16 protein-coding genes are annotated in these 15,822 nt (G+C 42.1%); 4 read left to right on the top strand and 12 right to left on the bottom strand.

Going from position 1 to position 15,822, the window contains the following annotated elements; translation table 11 throughout:
• Positions 1–81: 81 nt before the first annotated feature.
• The gene (locus ACFOZY_RS04780; RefSeq protein WP_378152841.1) at positions 82–1,155 is read right to left on the bottom strand and encodes a M42 family metallopeptidase; all 1,074 of its coding nucleotides are present in this window, start codon (positions 1,153–1,155) and stop codon (positions 82–84) included.
• 174 nt (positions 1,156–1,329) lie between these two features.
• Here ACFOZY_RS04780 and ACFOZY_RS04775 point away from each other — a divergent pair, with 174 nt between their 5' ends.
• Positions 1,330–1,644 carry a hypothetical protein gene (locus ACFOZY_RS04775; protein WP_378152839.1) on the top strand — a complete coding sequence of 105 codons (315 nt, stop codon included), beginning with the start codon at positions 1,330–1,332 and terminating at the stop codon, positions 1,642–1,644.
• A 50-nt stretch (positions 1,645–1,694) separates the two neighbouring features.
• Here ACFOZY_RS04775 and ACFOZY_RS04770 read toward each other — a convergent pair whose 3' ends face one another.
• The 6 genes from ACFOZY_RS04770 to pepV all read right to left on the bottom strand — a co-directional run bounded on the left by ACFOZY_RS04770 (position 1,695) and on the right by pepV (position 7,610).
• Positions 1,695–2,546, bottom strand: a complete 852-nt coding sequence (locus ACFOZY_RS04770; protein WP_378152837.1) for a YtnP family quorum-quenching lactonase — start codon at positions 2,544–2,546, stop codon at positions 1,695–1,697.
• Positions 2,547–2,564: 18 nt separating this feature from the next.
• Positions 2,565–3,212: a tRNA (guanosine(46)-N7)-methyltransferase TrmB gene (gene trmB, locus ACFOZY_RS04765; RefSeq protein ID WP_378152835.1), complete on the bottom strand. Its 648-nt coding sequence runs from the start codon at positions 3,210–3,212 to the stop codon at positions 2,565–2,567.
• A 4-nt stretch (positions 3,213–3,216) separates the two neighbouring features.
• A complete protein-coding gene (locus ACFOZY_RS04760; protein WP_378152833.1) occupies positions 3,217–4,221 on the bottom strand; it encodes a diacylglycerol/lipid kinase family protein in 1,005 nt (334 codons plus the stop codon).
• 20 nt (positions 4,222–4,241) lie between these two features.
• Positions 4,242–5,174 (bottom strand): nuclease-related domain-containing protein, encoded by a 933-nt coding sequence (locus ACFOZY_RS04755; protein WP_378152831.1) that lies wholly within the window; start codon positions 5,172–5,174, stop codon positions 4,242–4,244.
• 168 nt (positions 5,175–5,342) lie between these two features.
• On the bottom strand, positions 5,343–6,191 hold the full coding sequence (dat, locus tag ACFOZY_RS04750; protein WP_378152829.1) for a D-amino-acid transaminase: 849 nt from the start codon (positions 6,189–6,191) through the stop codon (positions 5,343–5,345).
• Between the two features lie 18 nt (positions 6,192–6,209).
• On the bottom strand, positions 6,210–7,610 hold the full coding sequence (gene pepV / locus ACFOZY_RS04745) for a dipeptidase PepV (protein WP_378152827.1): 1,401 nt from the start codon (positions 7,608–7,610) through the stop codon (positions 6,210–6,212).
• Between the two features lie 330 nt (positions 7,611–7,940).
• On the opposite strand from pepV, the gene ACFOZY_RS04740 reads away from it, so the two are divergent.
• The gene (locus ACFOZY_RS04740) at positions 7,941–8,165 is read left to right on the top strand and encodes a DeoR family transcriptional regulator (RefSeq protein ID WP_378152825.1); all 225 of its coding nucleotides are present in this window, start codon (positions 7,941–7,943) and stop codon (positions 8,163–8,165) included.
• A 35-nt stretch (positions 8,166–8,200) separates the two neighbouring features.
• Here ACFOZY_RS04740 and ACFOZY_RS04735 read toward each other — a convergent pair whose 3' ends face one another.
• Positions 8,201–8,920: a pseudouridine synthase gene (locus tag ACFOZY_RS04735; RefSeq protein ID WP_378152823.1), complete on the bottom strand. Its 720-nt coding sequence runs from the start codon at positions 8,918–8,920 to the stop codon at positions 8,201–8,203.
• Positions 8,921–8,932: 12 nt separating this feature from the next.
• Positions 8,933–10,552 carry a putative polysaccharide biosynthesis protein gene (locus ACFOZY_RS04730; protein WP_378152821.1) on the bottom strand — a complete coding sequence of 540 codons (1,620 nt, stop codon included), beginning with the start codon at positions 10,550–10,552 and terminating at the stop codon, positions 8,933–8,935.
• A gap of 112 nt (positions 10,553–10,664) precedes the next feature.
• Between ACFOZY_RS04730 and ACFOZY_RS04725 the strand changes: the two genes are divergently transcribed.
• Together ACFOZY_RS04725 and lepB are read left to right on the top strand one after the other, a co-directional pair.
• Positions 10,665–11,930, top strand: a complete 1,266-nt coding sequence (locus tag ACFOZY_RS04725; protein WP_378152819.1) for a BaiN/RdsA family NAD(P)/FAD-dependent oxidoreductase — start codon at positions 10,665–10,667, stop codon at positions 11,928–11,930.
• Positions 11,931–11,945: 15 nt separating this feature from the next.
• A complete protein-coding gene (lepB, locus tag ACFOZY_RS04720) occupies positions 11,946–12,500 on the top strand; it encodes a signal peptidase I (RefSeq protein WP_378152817.1) in 555 nt (184 codons plus the stop codon).
• 34 nt (positions 12,501–12,534) lie between these two features.
• On the opposite strand, the gene ACFOZY_RS04715 is transcribed toward lepB, so the two are convergent.
• Genes ACFOZY_RS04715 through ACFOZY_RS04705 form a run of 3 tightly spaced genes read right to left on the bottom strand, consistent with a single transcriptional unit; the run spans position 12,535 to position 15,821 of the window.
• A complete protein-coding gene (locus ACFOZY_RS04715; RefSeq protein ID WP_378152815.1) occupies positions 12,535–13,446 on the bottom strand; it encodes a type II secretion system F family protein in 912 nt (303 codons plus the stop codon).
• A gap of 3 nt (positions 13,447–13,449) precedes the next feature.
• On the bottom strand, positions 13,450–14,412 hold the full coding sequence (locus ACFOZY_RS04710) for a type II secretion system F family protein (RefSeq protein ID WP_378152813.1): 963 nt from the start codon (positions 14,410–14,412) through the stop codon (positions 13,450–13,452).
• Positions 14,409–15,821 (bottom strand): CpaF family protein, encoded by a 1,413-nt coding sequence (locus tag ACFOZY_RS04705; protein WP_378152811.1) that lies wholly within the window; start codon positions 15,819–15,821, stop codon positions 14,409–14,411. Before ACFOZY_RS04705 ends, ACFOZY_RS04710 begins: the two co-directional genes overlap by 4 nt.
• Position 15,822 lies beyond the last annotated feature (1 nt).

The raw sequence follows: 15,822 nt of genomic DNA, 5'->3' as shown, positions 1-15,822 counted from the left end.
AGATTACACACGATAAAGAAAAGCCGGTACGAAGACCGGCTAAAAGTTACATATATCAAGAACAAAGATCTGGTCGTCTGCTTAGCTATTTTCTTTAATCGTATCGACTGTCGTTTTGTCAGCCGCTTTGACAAGCTTGACGAGCAGTTCCTTCGCTGCAGCGTAATCATCCGTATGAATGATCGAGCCGGAAGTATGGATATATCTTGAGCAAATTCCGATAACCGTACTCGGAACCCCTTCATTCGATGTATGGACCCGACCGGCATCTGTCCCCCCATTGGAAAGGAAGTATTGATACGGGATCTTATGAGTTTCAGCAGTATCCAAAACAAACTCACGTATGCCGCGATGCGTCACCATGGAACGGTCAAAAATTCGAAGCAATGTTCCTTTGCCAAGTTGTCCGAACTCATTTTTATCCCCTGAAGCATCATTCGCTGCACTGCAATCTAACGCAAAGAAGATATCTGGTTTAATCATGTTGGCAGAAGCTTGTGCTCCTCGAAGCCCTACTTCTTCCATTACGTTTGCACCGGAAAATAACATATTCGGCAATTTTTCATCTTTCAATTCTTTCAGCAATTCGATGGACAATCCGCATCCATACCGGTTGTCCCAAGCCTTCGCCAAAATTTTCTTTTCATTGGCTAATGGAGTGAATTTAGTGGCAGGCACAATTTGTTGTCCTGGTTTAATGCCAATTCGTTTCGCATCTTCTTGATCATCCGCACCGATATCAATGAGCATGTTTTTAATATCCATTGGTTTGTTTCGGATTTCTTCCGTTAACAAATGTGGTGGGATTGAACCGATAACACCAGGTACCGGCCCATTTTCTGTAATAACCTCAACTTGCTGCGCTAACATTACTTGGTTCCACCATCCGCCCAATGTCTGGAAGCGGATCATACCGTTTTCTGTAATTCCAGTTACCATAAACCCGACTTCATCCATATGGCCAGCAACCAATACTCGTGGACCGTTTTCGTCACCTTTACGCACTCCAAATATTCCGCCGAGGCGGTCTTGGATAATCTCATCGGATACTTTTTCTAATTCTTTTCTCATAAAGGCGCGAACCGCATGCTCATTTCCTGGAGCACCTGGTAATTCCGTTAATGTTCTAAATAACTCTAAAGTTTCTGAATTCAATGAACTTAGCCTCCTCATCACTTTACATTTTTTATTGTAGTCAACTTGGTGGTATATTTCCATACTTACTATTTCGAAAAACGAATTTTTTTGAATAGAAGAAATGGAACGGCATATAAAATGAGGAACATGCAGTGATATGGTAAACTAAACGTATATTGGGAGGTGCTTTTGTTGAAATTAAGCGATTTTCTGGCTGGTGTTTTTACTGGTATCATTGCAGGTATCACGATAAGTGAAGCTGTTCGTAGAATGGATCGGAACGTTTCTGCAGAAAGTGTTTTAAATTCTGTAAAAGCCGCATTTAAGGAAGAAGGGCCCATTGATGGCTCTTGGATTTCTATGAAAACCGAACCTCATGAATTAGGCTTAATTAGAACGGAAGTTTACAAGGGTGGAATTTCCCGAATCCGTAATGGTGAAGCAGAAAGTTTTGAATTTGCAGCAGATGCCAAGACAGGCTCGATCTTGGAATTATCGAAAATATAATACTAATGTCAAAAACAGCACACCCGCTCCGGAGTGTGCTGCCTCTGTATTTAATCTTTTCTCTCACGTTTCAATTCACCCACTACATTTCTTCCTTCTTCGTCCCATTTAATTAGCCGGTAAAAGGCATCATGATAAAAGCTGAACCAGTAACCGTTCGCAAGACCTTCTTTCATCAGGCGTTCCTTTGCGTACACAGAAGTCATCGGATAATCATCGAACGCCAACACCCAAAGCGGATTTTGGTGTGCATGGGTCGGCATAATATCACCCATATGAATGATCGTATCCCCATTTTGTGTAAGCTTAACGATACTATGACCCTCGCTATGACCGCCTGTATGAATGAGTTCAATTCCAGGGAGAACCTCAATTGAATCTTTGAACGTAGTAACCAAATGTTGAATAGGTTCCCAGTTTTCTTTCCAATATGTATTTTTGGAGCGGATATTCGGTTCCCGCATTTCGTTCCATTCAATCTCTGAAACTATAATTTTCGCATTCGGGAACACCGGTTTCAATTCTCCGTCCACCCATTCTGTCAGACCACCGGCATGGTCAAAATGCAGATGTGTCATTAACATGTAATCGATGTCTTCGACCGTAAGATTTAATGCTGCCAAGCTGTCTTTAATCGACGACTCTTCCGTTGCCCCATAATTTCGTTTCTGTTTATCTGTCAACTTACCTTTTCCAATACCAGAGTCAATTACGAAATGTTTCCCTTCATATCGAATTAAAATCGGATCAGTCGGCAATTCAATTTGGTTCAATTCGTTAACTGCATACTTTTTTGACCAAACGGGCTTCGGTACAACTCCGAACATAGTTCCTCCATCCAGATTTGTAATGCCCCCTTGCAGCCAATTCAATGTCATCTGATGAAATGTAAATTGTTCCATCTCCCCAGCCCCTTTATCTTATTTAGCTTTATACTGTGCTTCTAACCGATATATCGGCTGACCCTTAGCAGAAAATTTTTCTTCATACTCCGTCATAATATTATCTTCCGGCATTTCTGCATGGAGGTCCAATGAAACATCTTTTAACATCATTCCATATTGAGACATACTTACGAGTGAAAACTCAAACAATCCACGATTATCGGTTTTGAAATGGATTTCCCCTTGATCGACTAAGACGTCTTCATATAAGCGCAGGAAGTTTGCATGAGTCAGTCTTCTTTTAGCATGCCGCGTTTTAGGCCATGGATCCGAAAAGTTCAAATAGACGCGATCCACATCACCTTTTTCAAAGAACTCCTTCAACTTTGAACCATCTACATTGAGCAGTTTTAGATTAGCCGGAGTCCCCGCTTCCAAAACATTCTCAATCGCAGAAACGAGTACACTTCCGTAAAGTTCAATTCCTATGTAATTAATATGAGGATTGGCCATTGCCATCCCCGTTATAAATTGTCCTTTTCCTGTCCCCACTTCGATATGAAGAGGGTTGTCATTGTTGAAAACCGACTTCCAGTTCCCTTTATATGACTCAGGATCGGGCAGAGCAATCGTAGAATGTGTTTTAATGAAGTCCTCTGCCCAAGGTTTATTTCGTAATCTCATATCGTTAGCTACCTCTTTCCATTTTTTCCATCCGTTCTTCCCCATTAAAAAGCTGATCAGGGAGTCCCGCTTTTTTCTTACAGTTTGCCAGCTTCCATCTTGCTGGCTTTACTTCAAATCGTGTTTCTTGATAAGGAATCGTCATTCCGGCATATTCCCCGTCAGCATGGCGATGAATCACCTCGTCGACTGTTAGCGAGAATGATTTGCCGGTTAACTGAGTTACCTCTTTCATTTTTGTATGCATACCAAAAAACACAGAGATAAACATAACCAAAAGTTTCATGGCTGATAAGCGATGCACGACGGTCAATTCAATTTGTCCGTCGTCCGGTTCCGATTTTGGGGATATTTTCATTCCTCCACCGAAATAAGGCTGATTGGAAACTGTAGCAAGCCAGACATTTGCGAAAGTCATCTTATCCGACTCCGTCTGGACTGTCAAATTGAACGGTCGAAACTTCAGTAAACATTGGAACAGAAAATAGGAATATGTCAATTGACCTAAGTACACCGAATTGAAAGCTTTTTTCAAGCTGGACTGATTCACTTTATGGGCAATATAAGCATCCAAGCCGATTCCTGCACTATTGACGAACATGTATTGACCTGTTTCTGAAAAGAAGCGTCCGAGATCCATCCAAGCATCTCCGGTTGGATTGTATACGTACTTCTCTAAATCAGAAGGGTTTTTAAATAACGTAAATCCTCTATGGAAGTCATTGCCTGATCCAGAAGGAACCGCCCCGATACGTATATAACCGGATTCTCCGATACCATCAATTACTTCATGGACCGTCCCATCCCCCCCAAAGGCCACTATCAGCACATCCTCCGCACGTTCCTGGGCTTCAAAAGCAAATTCCTCGGCGAGTTCGCGTGCATGGCCTGGATAGAGAGTTATATGCTCTTCAAATGGAATGCTCAATTTCGATTTGAACCGATCCCATTTCTTTTCCGCTTTTCCATTTCTCGCTTTTAAATTGACGATAATTTTTGTCTTAAGCATGGCACGCCCTCATGTTCCGATTATTTTAGTCGATGAAAAGAAGTTGTCTGCGCAGTGTCTAATAACGATTGGACAGCCTTGAACTGGACATGTTTCATAGGGAAATGGGAATTTTTAAGTTGCTCGAACCATTGTGAATAGTTACGTCGGTCAATGAACTCAACTCCGAACAGACTACCTGGATAATCGATATACCCGTTCCTGGACAAGACTACCTTTCGTATTGACATATCCGTCCCGGATTGCCGGTAAAGTTGTTGGATAATGGTTTCCATCCGATTCAAACTGATGAGTGGATTCAGAATCTTACTTTCTGCATCTCCGAATTTCTTTAGCCAGAATCGATCTTGTCCACCGATATATGCTGCATGTTCTTCCCATTCTAAAACAGTCAAGCAGACCGTTTCAGTAGGTGTGACCACCATGATATCCAATTCGACTGGTGCATTTTTCACTTTTAAGACAGGATTATATAGCAAAAAATATGTATCCGGAAGTTGTGTGGTCAATAACCGAAGGAGTGAATCACGCTGAAATTTCGATTCAACATGTGACTTCTCCATAGCGGTTGAGGATGCCCATTTCAATTGAAATTGGTAAAGCTGTTCTAAAAACAGCGACCGAAGTTCCTTTGTTGTGTTTGGACGATAGTGGATCCGAGGTTCGAAAAGACCGTAATCCTCTTCTACCCCTTCCTTCTCTTCTTCATAAACTTCATCATTTCCACCTTCATCTCTTCTTATCCATTTAAAGAGGCGATGGAGTCGGTTAGGTGTTTCAGTTGGCTCTTCTACAGGGGGAGTCGGCTCCACTTGGAATGTGTCTCCCGCTTCCCAACGTCTTTTCAGACGCTCCCATTGAAGTTTTTTTAATCGGATATATTGAGTTGGATATTTATTTAAATCCACTTGATAACGTGATATGTAGTCAGCTAATTTCACAAGTTGTGCCATGATAAAACCTTCTTTCCAACGAAAAGGAGTTTGTCCTTATTTTACATGACCTCCCCTAAAAAAGGTAGGGACCGGTTTTACTAATTTCCAGCCATCATGAATAGCAAAAAACCGCACTGTTAGAGTTCCGGAAAAAGTTCCGATCTAACAGTGCGGTTTTTATAGTGATTAAATACCGATCGCTTGAGGCAGCTTTTTCTCGAATGACTCTTGTAATTTTTCGGTCCATTGCCCACGTGCGCCTGAACCGATTCGGTTTCCTTCCACCTCGATAATCGGCGTAATTTCCGATGTTGTCGATGAGAGGAATAATTCATCCATCGCTAATGTCTGTTCTCTTGTAAATGCCTCTTCGATGACAGGAATCCCGATTTCTTTACAGCATTGGAGAATAACTCTCCGAGTGATTCCGTTCAGGATAAAATTGTCTGCAGGATGCGTGTAAAGTACGCCCCCTTTAATACCGAAGATATTGGAAGATGAACCTTCTGTCACTTTTTCTCCTCGATGTAGAATTGCCTCATAACAGCCTTCTTCATGAGCCTCTTGCTTAGCCAGGACATTCCCCAACAAATTCAAAGACTTAATATCACAACGAAGCCAGCGGACATCTTCTACAAACTTCGCTTTAACTCCTGCTTCAAACTGATTCAGTGGTCGCTCTGCTTCCTTTGTATAAGCAAGAAGCATCGGCTCTATCCCTTCTGACGGGAAATAATGCTGTCTTGGAACAACTCCCCGAGTTATTTGAAGGTAAATATGGCCATCGATCACATTATTTGTTTCAACAAGGTCGTACAACATCTTTTGAAGAACATCTTTCGTATAAGGAATAATCAGTTTAATCTTGTCTGCACTTTCATAAAGGCGGTCGATATGTTCTTCCGCTGTAAACATGGAAGCACCATAGACTTTTATGACTTCATACACTCCGTCTCCAAAATGATAGCCTCTGTCATCTTTAGAAATTCGTAATTCATCTTCGGAAATAAATGTGTCATTCCATAATAGGATCATGTTGTTAATAACCTCTTCCTAATTCTTTTTTCCTGCAAGTTCACTAATAGCATCTGCATAAATGGCCGCAGCTTTAATTAAATCATTCACCCAAACGTATTCGTCCGCTTGGTGGGCGACATCTTCCCTGCCTGGGAATAGCATTCCGAATGCTACACCTTTTTTCATTACACGGGCGTATGTTCCACCGCCAATTGAAAGAAGCGTTGCTTCCTCTCCTGTTTGACGTTCATATACTCTTTTTAGAGTCTGAATCAATTCGTCATTTTCATCCACAAAGTGAGGTGTTGAATTCGACTTAACTGTCATCTCAACAGGAGAATCTTTCAGCACTTCAAGACATTCGTTAATTTTTTCGTCAAACTGATAAGAAACGGAATAACGCATGCTGACAGTTACTGCTCCGCCTTTTTCATGGTCGAATGACAATACTCCCGCATTCAACGTTGTATCTCCTGACATCTCATCAGAAAATTCCAACTTCAATGCATGACCTCGGGAATCTCCTTCGAAAGCGTCAACGACAAATTTCAGGAATGTCCCTCCAGCTCCTCCTTGGACTTGATCCACTAAAAAATTTGCTAAGAGAACGCCAGCGTTCACTCCTAAATCCGGTTCCATCGCGTGAGCAGACTTTCCATTTAATGTTACTGTTACATATTCTTCATCGGCTTCAATTGTTCCTGTTACATCATTTTCTTCTCGAAATTCATTAAAATTTTCCAATAAGTCTTCTGCCGAGAGCTTCACTTTTGCTTCAGCATAATCCGGAACCATATTTGAACGATGTCCTGATTTAAATGACAACAGAGTTTCTTGCTCCCCTTCTTGAGGGTCAACTGAGAATAATAAATTGGCGATGCCCTTTTCGGCGTTAATAATCGGAAAATCCGCATCTGGTGCAAAGCCCATCGTCGGCATTTCTTCCTTCTCAAAATACCGCTTCACGCAACGGAAGCCGCTCTCTTCGTCGGAACCAATGATTAGGCGCACCCGCTTATCCAATTCAATACCTGCATCCTTGACCATTTTCATGGCTAACCATGCAGCCATTGTCGGTCCTTTATCGTCAATTGCACCCCGGCCGAAAAGTTTGTCCTCTACGACAGTCCCTTCATACGGCTCATATGTCCAGCCAGATCCGGCCGGTACTACGTCCACATGGCCTAATATACCGATTAGTTCTTCACCTTCACCCATTTCGATATGACCAGCATAATTATCTATATTCTTTGTTGTAAAACCGTATTGTTCGCCTTCTTTGAGTACCCAATTCAATGCTTTTAATGGCATTGGTCCAAATGGGGCTTCCTCTGTTGCTTCATCCTCATTTAGTACACTTGGGATCGAAATGAGGTTTTTCAAATCATCCATGAGTTCATCTTTTCTGCCAAGAGCTTCTTCTAACCAGTTCTTCAAACAATCCCCTCCATACAACTTTATAAGGTTATTCTACACCTTCAGTGGGTAAATGAAAGAACAGAAAGCTAACTTATTTCTTTCCGTACATTTACATTGCATTTACAAAGTATTATTCGTAATTTCATCGTTGTTTTGAAAACTTTACAATTGAATTTACGTAAAAGGATAGATTTTTTTATATTATCGTCCTATAATTGAATTATCAGATAACCTAATTCTGATAAACAAAACAAGAAAAGGGGATGTCCAAGGCGATTAATTTAAGCCGAAGACCCATGTCGTCCGCTAGTCAATGCCATGAGAATCAAGTTGAAGGAGTGGTTACTTATGATGAAACCAACTACTGATCGGATGCTCACTCGAATTAAAGATGTGTACATGTTCATCCGCAACAACGGAACTGTCACTACACAGGACTTAGTCGATGAATTCGGCATCACTCCTCGCACCATTCAAAGAGATTTGAATGTGTTAGCATTTAACGATCTGGTCAAAAGTCCCAGTCGGGGCAGATGGACAACGACGAACAAAAAAGTGAGAATGACTTCTTAGATTAAATCTTCGCATAGAAAAGGGACGGCATGTTTTTACATGCCGTCCCTATTTTTTAATTCCTCTATTTCTTCATCTGTCAATTCACGGTATTCTCCTAAAGCGAGTTTCGGGTCCAACTTTAAATTCCCCATCGAAAGGCGCTTCAAATAAGTCACCCGTTTCCCGACCGCTTCAAACATCCGCTTCACTTGGTGAAACTTCCCTTCTGTGATCGTTAATTGAATTTCAGACTGCGGGCCACTTTCCAAGATGTTCAAAACAGCGGGTTTTGTTTCATACCCATCTTCTAAAATGACACCTTCACGAAACTTATTGATATCCTCTTCAGTAACGATTCCTTCAATGACAGCAAAATACGTCTTTGGTACATGCTTCTTCGGTGACAAGAGGTTATGTGAGAGCTTGCCGTCATTCGTCAATAACAGCAAACCCTCCGTGTCCTTATCAAGTCTGCCGACCGGAAACGGTTCAAAATGCCGATGAAGGGGATCCAACAAATCGATCACAGTCTGATCCTGCACGTCTTCCGTCGCAGAGATTACGCCTTGAGGCTTATTCATCATTAAGTAAATATATTTAATGTATTCAACTTCTTCCCCCAGTACAGAGACTCGGTCAGTACCTTCTTGTACATGGGAGGAGGAGTCTTTTACAGGAATCCCATTCACCGTAACCGCTCCGGATTTCATCAACTGTTTCACTTCTTTTCTTGAGCCGAAACCCATATTGGATAGGAATTTATCCAACCTCATGCTGTCGCCTCCTTAAAATCCAAGTTTTGATGCAATACGTGTAATCCTATCACCTAACAACTTCTGTGCCAGACCTGTTCTAAGTGCCATGTAGCCATAAACGGCGGCCCCGACTCCTGCACAAATGAGGATGTATAGGAAGGAATCGAATTTCCCATCGATCGGGTCGATGAAAATCAATACAAGATGGACGATTAGAACAACAACTGCCATCACTGCATTCATGATTCCTATGAGGATCATTCTACGCGTCAACATTTTAGAGCGGTAATCCATCGCTGCAACAATCACTCCGATATTGATGATAATCGTTGCGATATATCCGATAGCTGTAGCTAAAATTGCACCATTTGTCTCAAACATTGTGACGAAAGGAATATTCAAAGCCAATTTCAATAATAGACCAAATAACGTACTGAGCACGATCCATTTCTGACGGTCAATCCCTTGAAGTATGGCCGCTGTCACTGGATATAAACTGAACAGTAGCGCTACCGGCGCATAGGCTGCCAATACTTCGATTCCGTTCGCATCCTTCTCATAAAATAGCGTATAGAATTCTGTAGACAAAACGGTTAACCCGATAATGGCCGGTACTGTTAAGAACAAAAGGAGTTGGAATGTCTGATCGAGTGAGCGGTTAAGTGGATTCTGCTCCCCTTTTGTATAATATTTCGTTATATGAGGAATTAACGCCATGGAGAATCCAGTTGCCAGCATGACAGGAATCATGACAAGCTTATGGGTCAATAAATTCAAATAACCCAGTTCCCTATCCGAAATGGCTGCTTGACCGATTTCCGCCATTGCTTTGTTAAAAGTGGTCAAGTCGACGAGTTGATAAAGTGAATTCGCCATTCCTACAAAAATATAAGGCATTGTCGAAAACAGTATTTCACGATAGATTTCCTTATAAGATAAATAATTTGTTGATGTACTACCTTGCAATAAAGAATTAAATTCAGGTTTATATTTCCTCCAGTAATAGTAGAGGACGAGAATTCCTGCAATCGCCCCGATAAATGCTGCAAAAACAGCTATACTGACTCCTGTTTTTTCAGACTGGCCTAAAATATCGACTGCTAAATAAGCACCCCCGAGCAGAAATACAATCCGGGCAATTTGTTCGACAAGTTGAGAAACAGAGGTCGGCATCATATACTGATTGCCTTGGAAATAACCGCGGAACAAGCTCATTACCGGGACAACGATCAGTGCAAAGCTTACCCAGCGAATGACAGTTGCGACATCCTCAACTGTGAATTCTTGATCTTTATCTTCAATCACTAAATTAGCAAAAGGCTCTGCCATTAGGAACATAATGAGAAATGATACAAAACCAGTGATCAACATAATCAATGTTCCAGACTTTAATAGTCTTCTGCTCGCATCATAGTCGCCTAACGCATTGTATTTGGATACGAATTTTGAAACGGCAATCGGCGCACCCGAAATGGCAATGGTCAGCATGATATTGTAAGGAACATAAGCATACTGATAAAGACCGATATTTTCACTACCAACGATGGAATAAAAAGGAGCTATATATATTAAGCCCAAGACTTTTGACAAGAACAAACCAATTGTCAAAATCATCGTACCTTGGACCAAACTGTTATTTTTAGACGACATACTACCCTTCCTAACTATAGAATCTATTTGTTAGTTTACATTTATGGCTGCTATTTCACAATCGTTTGTCCACTTTTGTGTATAATTGAAGAAAAACGAAAGAGGTTCCACCATGTATGACGTCATTGTAATCGGCGGAGGTCCCTCGGGGCTTATGGCCGCGATTGCCGCAGGAGAAACCGGACAAAAAGTGCTTCTGATCGAGAAAGGCACGAAATTAGGAAAAAAATTAGCGATTTCCGGAGGCGGACGCTGTAATGTAACAAATCGCCTGCCACAAGAAGAAATTGTCAAGCATATCCCAGGAAACGGCCGCTTTCTATATAGCCCTTTTTCCGTCTTTAATAACTACGATATCATTGAGTTCTTTGAAAATTTAGGAGTCAAATTGAAAGAAGAAGACCACGGCCGGATGTTCCCTGTATCGAACAAGGCAATGGATGTAGTAAATGCCTTGATTCGTGAGTTGGAACGGCTCCATGTGGAAGTACGCTTCAAATCACGTGTTGCCAAACTGCTCATGGACGAAGAACGGATACTGGGTGTACGTCTTGAGGATGGAGAAGAAATCCGATCGGACGCAGTCGTCGTTGCAGTTGGCGGTAAGGCAGTCCCGCAAACCGGTTCCACTGGAGATGGATACCCATGGGCTGAAAGAGCCGGACATACGATTACAGATATCTTCCCTACCGAAGTACCTTTACTATCCGACGAGGATTTCATTAAGGCGAAAGAGCTCCAAGGGCTTGCTCTTCGAGACACGGCTGTATCGGTTCTGAATCAAAAAGGAAAAACACTCGTTACACATCAGATGGACATGTTGTTCACCCACTTTGGTTTGAGTGGTCCAGCCATTTTACGTTGCAGTCAGTTCGTCGTAAAGGAAATGAAAAAGAATGGCGGAAAGCCCGTTGAAATACGGATTGATGTCATGCCTGATGAGAATGAAGAAAGTGTCTTCCAGCTCTTAATCAAACAACTGAAAGAAGAGCCAAAAAAAGCTGTAAAGAACGTCTGGAAATTTGCCCCTGAACGTTGGGTCTTGTTCCTTTTGGAAAAGGCAGACATCGATCCCGCCTCTAATTTATCCGTTATTTCCCAGGAAAAGATACGGAACATGGCACATTTGGTAAAATCTTTTTCGATGACCGTGATTGGAACGCAACCTATTGAGAAAGCATTCGTCACAGGTGGTGGAGTATCCATTAAAGAAATTGAACCAAAGACAATGGCTTCAAAAAAGAAACCGGGACTTTACTTCTGTGGGGAAATTCTGGACATACACGGATACACCGGAGGCTATAATATTACATCGGCACTTGTCACAGGAAAATTAGCGGGCTCAAATGCCGGGCTTTATTCAAAAGAATTAATTTAACGGAGTTGAAGGGGAATGGAACAAAGTAAATGGAAGGAAGAGATTTGGGGGTGGGCCAAATCATTGTTCATCGGATTAGCAATTGCCATCTTCATAAAAATCTTCATCTTCTCACCTTATACGGTGCAAGGTGCATCAATGGAGCCTACTCTCCATAATGAGGAACGATTATTCGTAAATAAGTTTATGGCTTTTACTGACTCATTCAATCGGGGCGATATCGTCATCATTAAACGACCTGAAGAAACCGATCGCTATGTTAAGCGCATCATTGGGCTGCCTGGAGATACAATTTCAATGGAGGACGACCAGTTGTTTGTGAATGGTGAAGTCGTAGATGAAGGTTACTTGCAAGAAAATATGGAAAACGCAAAGCAACAAAGCATGAATCTCACAGAGGACTTTGGTCCGATTGAAGTACCGGATGGAAATTATTTCGTCATGGGTGACAACCGTCTCGTCAGCATGGATAGCCGCAATGGTTTAGGCTTCATCGAAGAACAGACGATTATCGGCAAAGCACAATTTGTCATGCTTCCACTTACTAATATACGTTCAGTAATGAAATGAAAAAAGGTCTATCCGTTTTGGGTAGACCTTTTACTTATTTAAAAGTATCCATTAATTGCAACATTACCGGACCTAACAGAATGATGAAAATACAAGGGAAGATAAAGAGTACTAACGGAAATAGCATCTTAACTGGAGCTTTCATTGCCTGCTCTTCAGCTCTTTGTTTCCTTCTTACACGCACTTCCTCAGCCTGTATTCGCAGGATTTGGACCATTCCTACACCAAGCTGTTCTGCCTGGATGATGTTACCGACCAACATTTTAATGTCATCCACATCAAGGCGTTCTCTTACTCCTGATAAAGCCTCTCGTCGAGTCTTTCCAAGACGTAATTCTTCGAGACAACGTTGAAACTCTTCCGATAGCACCCCTTGTTTTTTAAGCACCACTTTACTAAGCGCCTGATCAAATCCAAGACCCGCTTCCATACTGACCGCCAGTAAATCCACAAAATCAGACAATTCTTTGATAGCAAGCTTCGCTCTGGATTTTATTTTCAAATTGACGTAAGCATGGGGCAAATATGCTGCAAATGAGAACCCCATGATCATAAGAAAGAATGTCCTAACTGTACTAAGATTTCCGATTAAACTCAGCACTAAAAAGAACACCGGAACTCCGATCATGAGAACCCATTGTATAATCTTGAACTCGAATGGACTCATCCCGAAAGGCTTACCGGCACGTAAGAGCTTCAATTCAATCTTCTCCGACTTTTTCCGGTTTTTAGTCTTGTTGAAATTCTTTTTCATTGCCTTTATCTTCGGCTCTACTAACCTCTCAGACAAAGAGCCTTTTACTGAAGAACTTTCTACTTTTTCTACCGGTTCATCCCCACGAATGAAAGCAATACGTTCACGGACAGTTCGCTTTTTTTCCTTCATCGTCAAATAGACGCCGCCTAATAGGAGTCCGATTGTTATAAGTACTAAAAAGTTAATCATCTGCTACACCTCTATGGACGTAATTTTCATAATGAAGAAAAAGCCGATCAGCATAGATAGTCCACTAAAAGCAATCATGCCGAGCCCGATCGGGGTAGTGAACAACACTGTCATGTACGATGGATTGATGACTGATAGAATTCCTGCCAAGGCAACCGGCAGGAAAGCAACAACCATTCCGCTAAGTTTCCCTTGTGCTGTCAATGTCTTAATTTGACCTTGTATCTTTAGACGTTCACGAATCGTATGAACAATTTTCTCCAATACGACAGCTAAGTTCCCTCCGACTTGCCGTTGGATTATAATCGCCTGTATCATCAAATCCAAGTCTTCACTTGGCATCCGTTCCTTCAAACGATTCAGTGATTCTTCTACTGTTGCACCATACTGCATTTCTTTCAGCACGATTTCAAGCTCTTCTTTTACCGGTGATTGTGCCTCTTCCGCCACATTCTTTAATGCCTGGAAAAAGCTGAATCCTGCTCTTAAGGCATTTACTGTGATAGAAATCATCTCAGGTAAATAATCATTGAATTGCCGGATCCGCTTTTTCTTACGAAGATTCAAAATCGTCCTTGGCAGCGTAAAGCCGATAGCCGCTCCGATGAACAATCCGGCAAAACTCATGAACAAGTAAAATAATCCAGTGAAGAAAGCGAGAGAAATCCATTGGAACATGACGTATTCCTCCGGTTTCAATGGTACACCCGCCTGCTGCAGTTTTATTTCAATTGCTTCGTTTTTATCTTTTTTCTTTAATTGCTTACGAACCCGTTCTTTCGCGCCGGACAAGTCGATCAAAAGTTTGACTTGTTGGTCCTTATCTTCTGAAGGCTTATCTTGATAAATGTACTCCCTCATCCTGGATTCTACTACTTGCCGTTGATAGAACAGCTTTGACAAAATCGCTGCAAATAATAGAGAGAACGTTAATAGAAGAAATATAAACAACAGACCATTCATCATGCATGGACCGCCTCTTTGTCAACAAATACATGAGGTGGGATATAAATGCCTGATGACTCAAGTCGTTCATAGAATTTCGGCCGAACTCCAGTCGGTACCATCCTGCCGATCACCTTGCCGTTTTCGTCTACACCTGTTTGCTGAAAAACGAAAATATCCTGCAATACGATAATATCGCCTTCCAACCCTTGGACTTCCGTAATGTTAACAATCCGTCTTGTTCCATCTTTCAAACGGGCTTGTTGGACAATCACATCAAGTGCACCGGAGATTTGGTCACGGATCGCTCGGATCGGCAATTCCACACCTGCAAGAAGGACCATCGTCTCCAACCTGGAAATCATATCCCTCGGGCTGTTGGAGTGGCCGGTTGCAAGAGATCCGTCATGACCTGTATTCATGGCTTGCAGCATATCAAGAGCTTCTGCACCACGGACTTCCCCGATGACAATGCGATCAGGGCGCATACGGAGCGAGTTTTTGACAAGGTTACGAATCGTGATTTCTCCCGTCCCTTCCATATTGGCCGGGCGAGATTCGAGGGATACGACATGATCTTGGCCAAGCTGAAGTTCAGCTGCGTCTTCAATGGTCACAATCCGTTCGTCATGTGGAATGAAGCTGGAAAGGACATTCAATGTTGTCGTTTTCCCTGAACCTGTACCGCCGCTGACAAAGATGTTCAAGCGCGCCTTAACGCATGCTTCTATGAACACCGCCATCTCTTCCGTTACTGTCCCGAACCGGATCAAATCATGAATCGTCAAAGGATCCTTTGAAAATTTCCGGATCGTGATTGTCGGTCCATTTAGTGCAAGAGGAGGGATGATGGCATTTACACGTGAACCATCCGGTAGCCTTGCATCCACCATCGGGCTTGTTTCATCAATCCGTCTTCCAAGCGGGGAAACGATCCGGTCAATGACATTCAGGACGTGTTCATTATCACGGAATTTTACATCGGTTAATTCAAGACGGCCATTGCGTTCACAGTAAACCATATCAGGGCCATTCACCATTACCTCAGAAACAGACTCGTCCAATAACAATGGATTGATCGGCCCGAAACCGGTTAATTCATTGATCAAGTCGTCAGTTACTTTTTTTCGGTCAATCGTCTTTCGGAAGGATTCATCTTCATTCAATAGACTGGCTACAATCTTCCCGATTTTTTGATCCAAGTTCTCTTGGTCTTCATCTAAATCGATTTCACCAAGGATTTCCTTATGGACGAGTTTCTTGAAATCCGATTCTTTATCACTTTGGCGTGGCTTACTTTTCGCTTTTTCGAAAGCCTTAACCTCAGCACGGACTTCAATGGTCTGCTTTACTTCAGGCATTACATTTACAACCTGTTTTTCAGGCGGTTCAACTGGAGTCTTTTGATGTAAACGATCCATCAAGCCCATA

Origin of the sequence: Chungangia koreensis (assembly GCF_042651785.1) — a bacterium.
GTDB lineage: Bacteria > Bacillota > Bacilli > Bacillales_A > Planococcaceae > Chungangia > Chungangia koreensis.
This window is presented reverse-complemented; position numbering and strand designations above follow the sequence as displayed.

Excerpts from the sequence above, each read along its gene's own strand:
- ACFOZY_RS04770 (WP_378152837.1), bottom strand. The coding sequence starts at position 2,546 with ATGGAACAATTTACATTTCATCAGATGACATTGAATTGGCTGCAAGGG.
- trmB (WP_378152835.1), bottom strand. The coding sequence starts at position 3,212 with ATGAGATTACGAAATAAACCTTGGGCAGAGGACTTCATTAAAACACAT.
- ACFOZY_RS04760 (WP_378152833.1), bottom strand. The coding sequence starts at position 4,221 with ATGCTTAAGACAAAAATTATCGTCAATTTAAAAGCGAGAAATGGAAAA.
- ACFOZY_RS04755 (WP_378152831.1), bottom strand. The coding sequence starts at position 5,174 with ATGGCACAACTTGTGAAATTAGCTGACTACATATCACGTTATCAAGTG.
- dat (WP_378152829.1), bottom strand. The coding sequence starts at position 6,191 with ATGATCCTATTATGGAATGACACATTTATTTCCGAAGATGAATTACGA.
- ACFOZY_RS04740 (WP_378152825.1), top strand. The coding sequence starts at position 7,941 with ATGATGAAACCAACTACTGATCGGATGCTCACTCGAATTAAAGATGTG.
- ACFOZY_RS04735 (WP_378152823.1), bottom strand. The coding sequence starts at position 8,920 with ATGAGGTTGGATAAATTCCTATCCAATATGGGTTTCGGCTCAAGAAAA.
- ACFOZY_RS04730 (WP_378152821.1), bottom strand. The coding sequence starts at position 10,552 with ATGTCGTCTAAAAATAACAGTTTGGTCCAAGGTACGATGATTTTGACA.
- ACFOZY_RS04725 (WP_378152819.1), top strand. The coding sequence starts at position 10,665 with ATGTATGACGTCATTGTAATCGGCGGAGGTCCCTCGGGGCTTATGGCC.
- lepB (WP_378152817.1), top strand. The coding sequence starts at position 11,946 with ATGGAACAAAGTAAATGGAAGGAAGAGATTTGGGGGTGGGCCAAATCA.
- ACFOZY_RS04715 (WP_378152815.1), bottom strand. The coding sequence starts at position 13,446 with ATGATTAACTTTTTAGTACTTATAACAATCGGACTCCTATTAGGCGGC.
- ACFOZY_RS04710 (WP_378152813.1), bottom strand. The coding sequence starts at position 14,412 with ATGATGAATGGTCTGTTGTTTATATTTCTTCTATTAACGTTCTCTCTA.
- ACFOZY_RS04705 (WP_378152811.1), bottom strand. The coding sequence starts at position 15,821 with ATGGGCTTGATGGATCGTTTACATCAAAAGACTCCAGTTGAACCGCCT.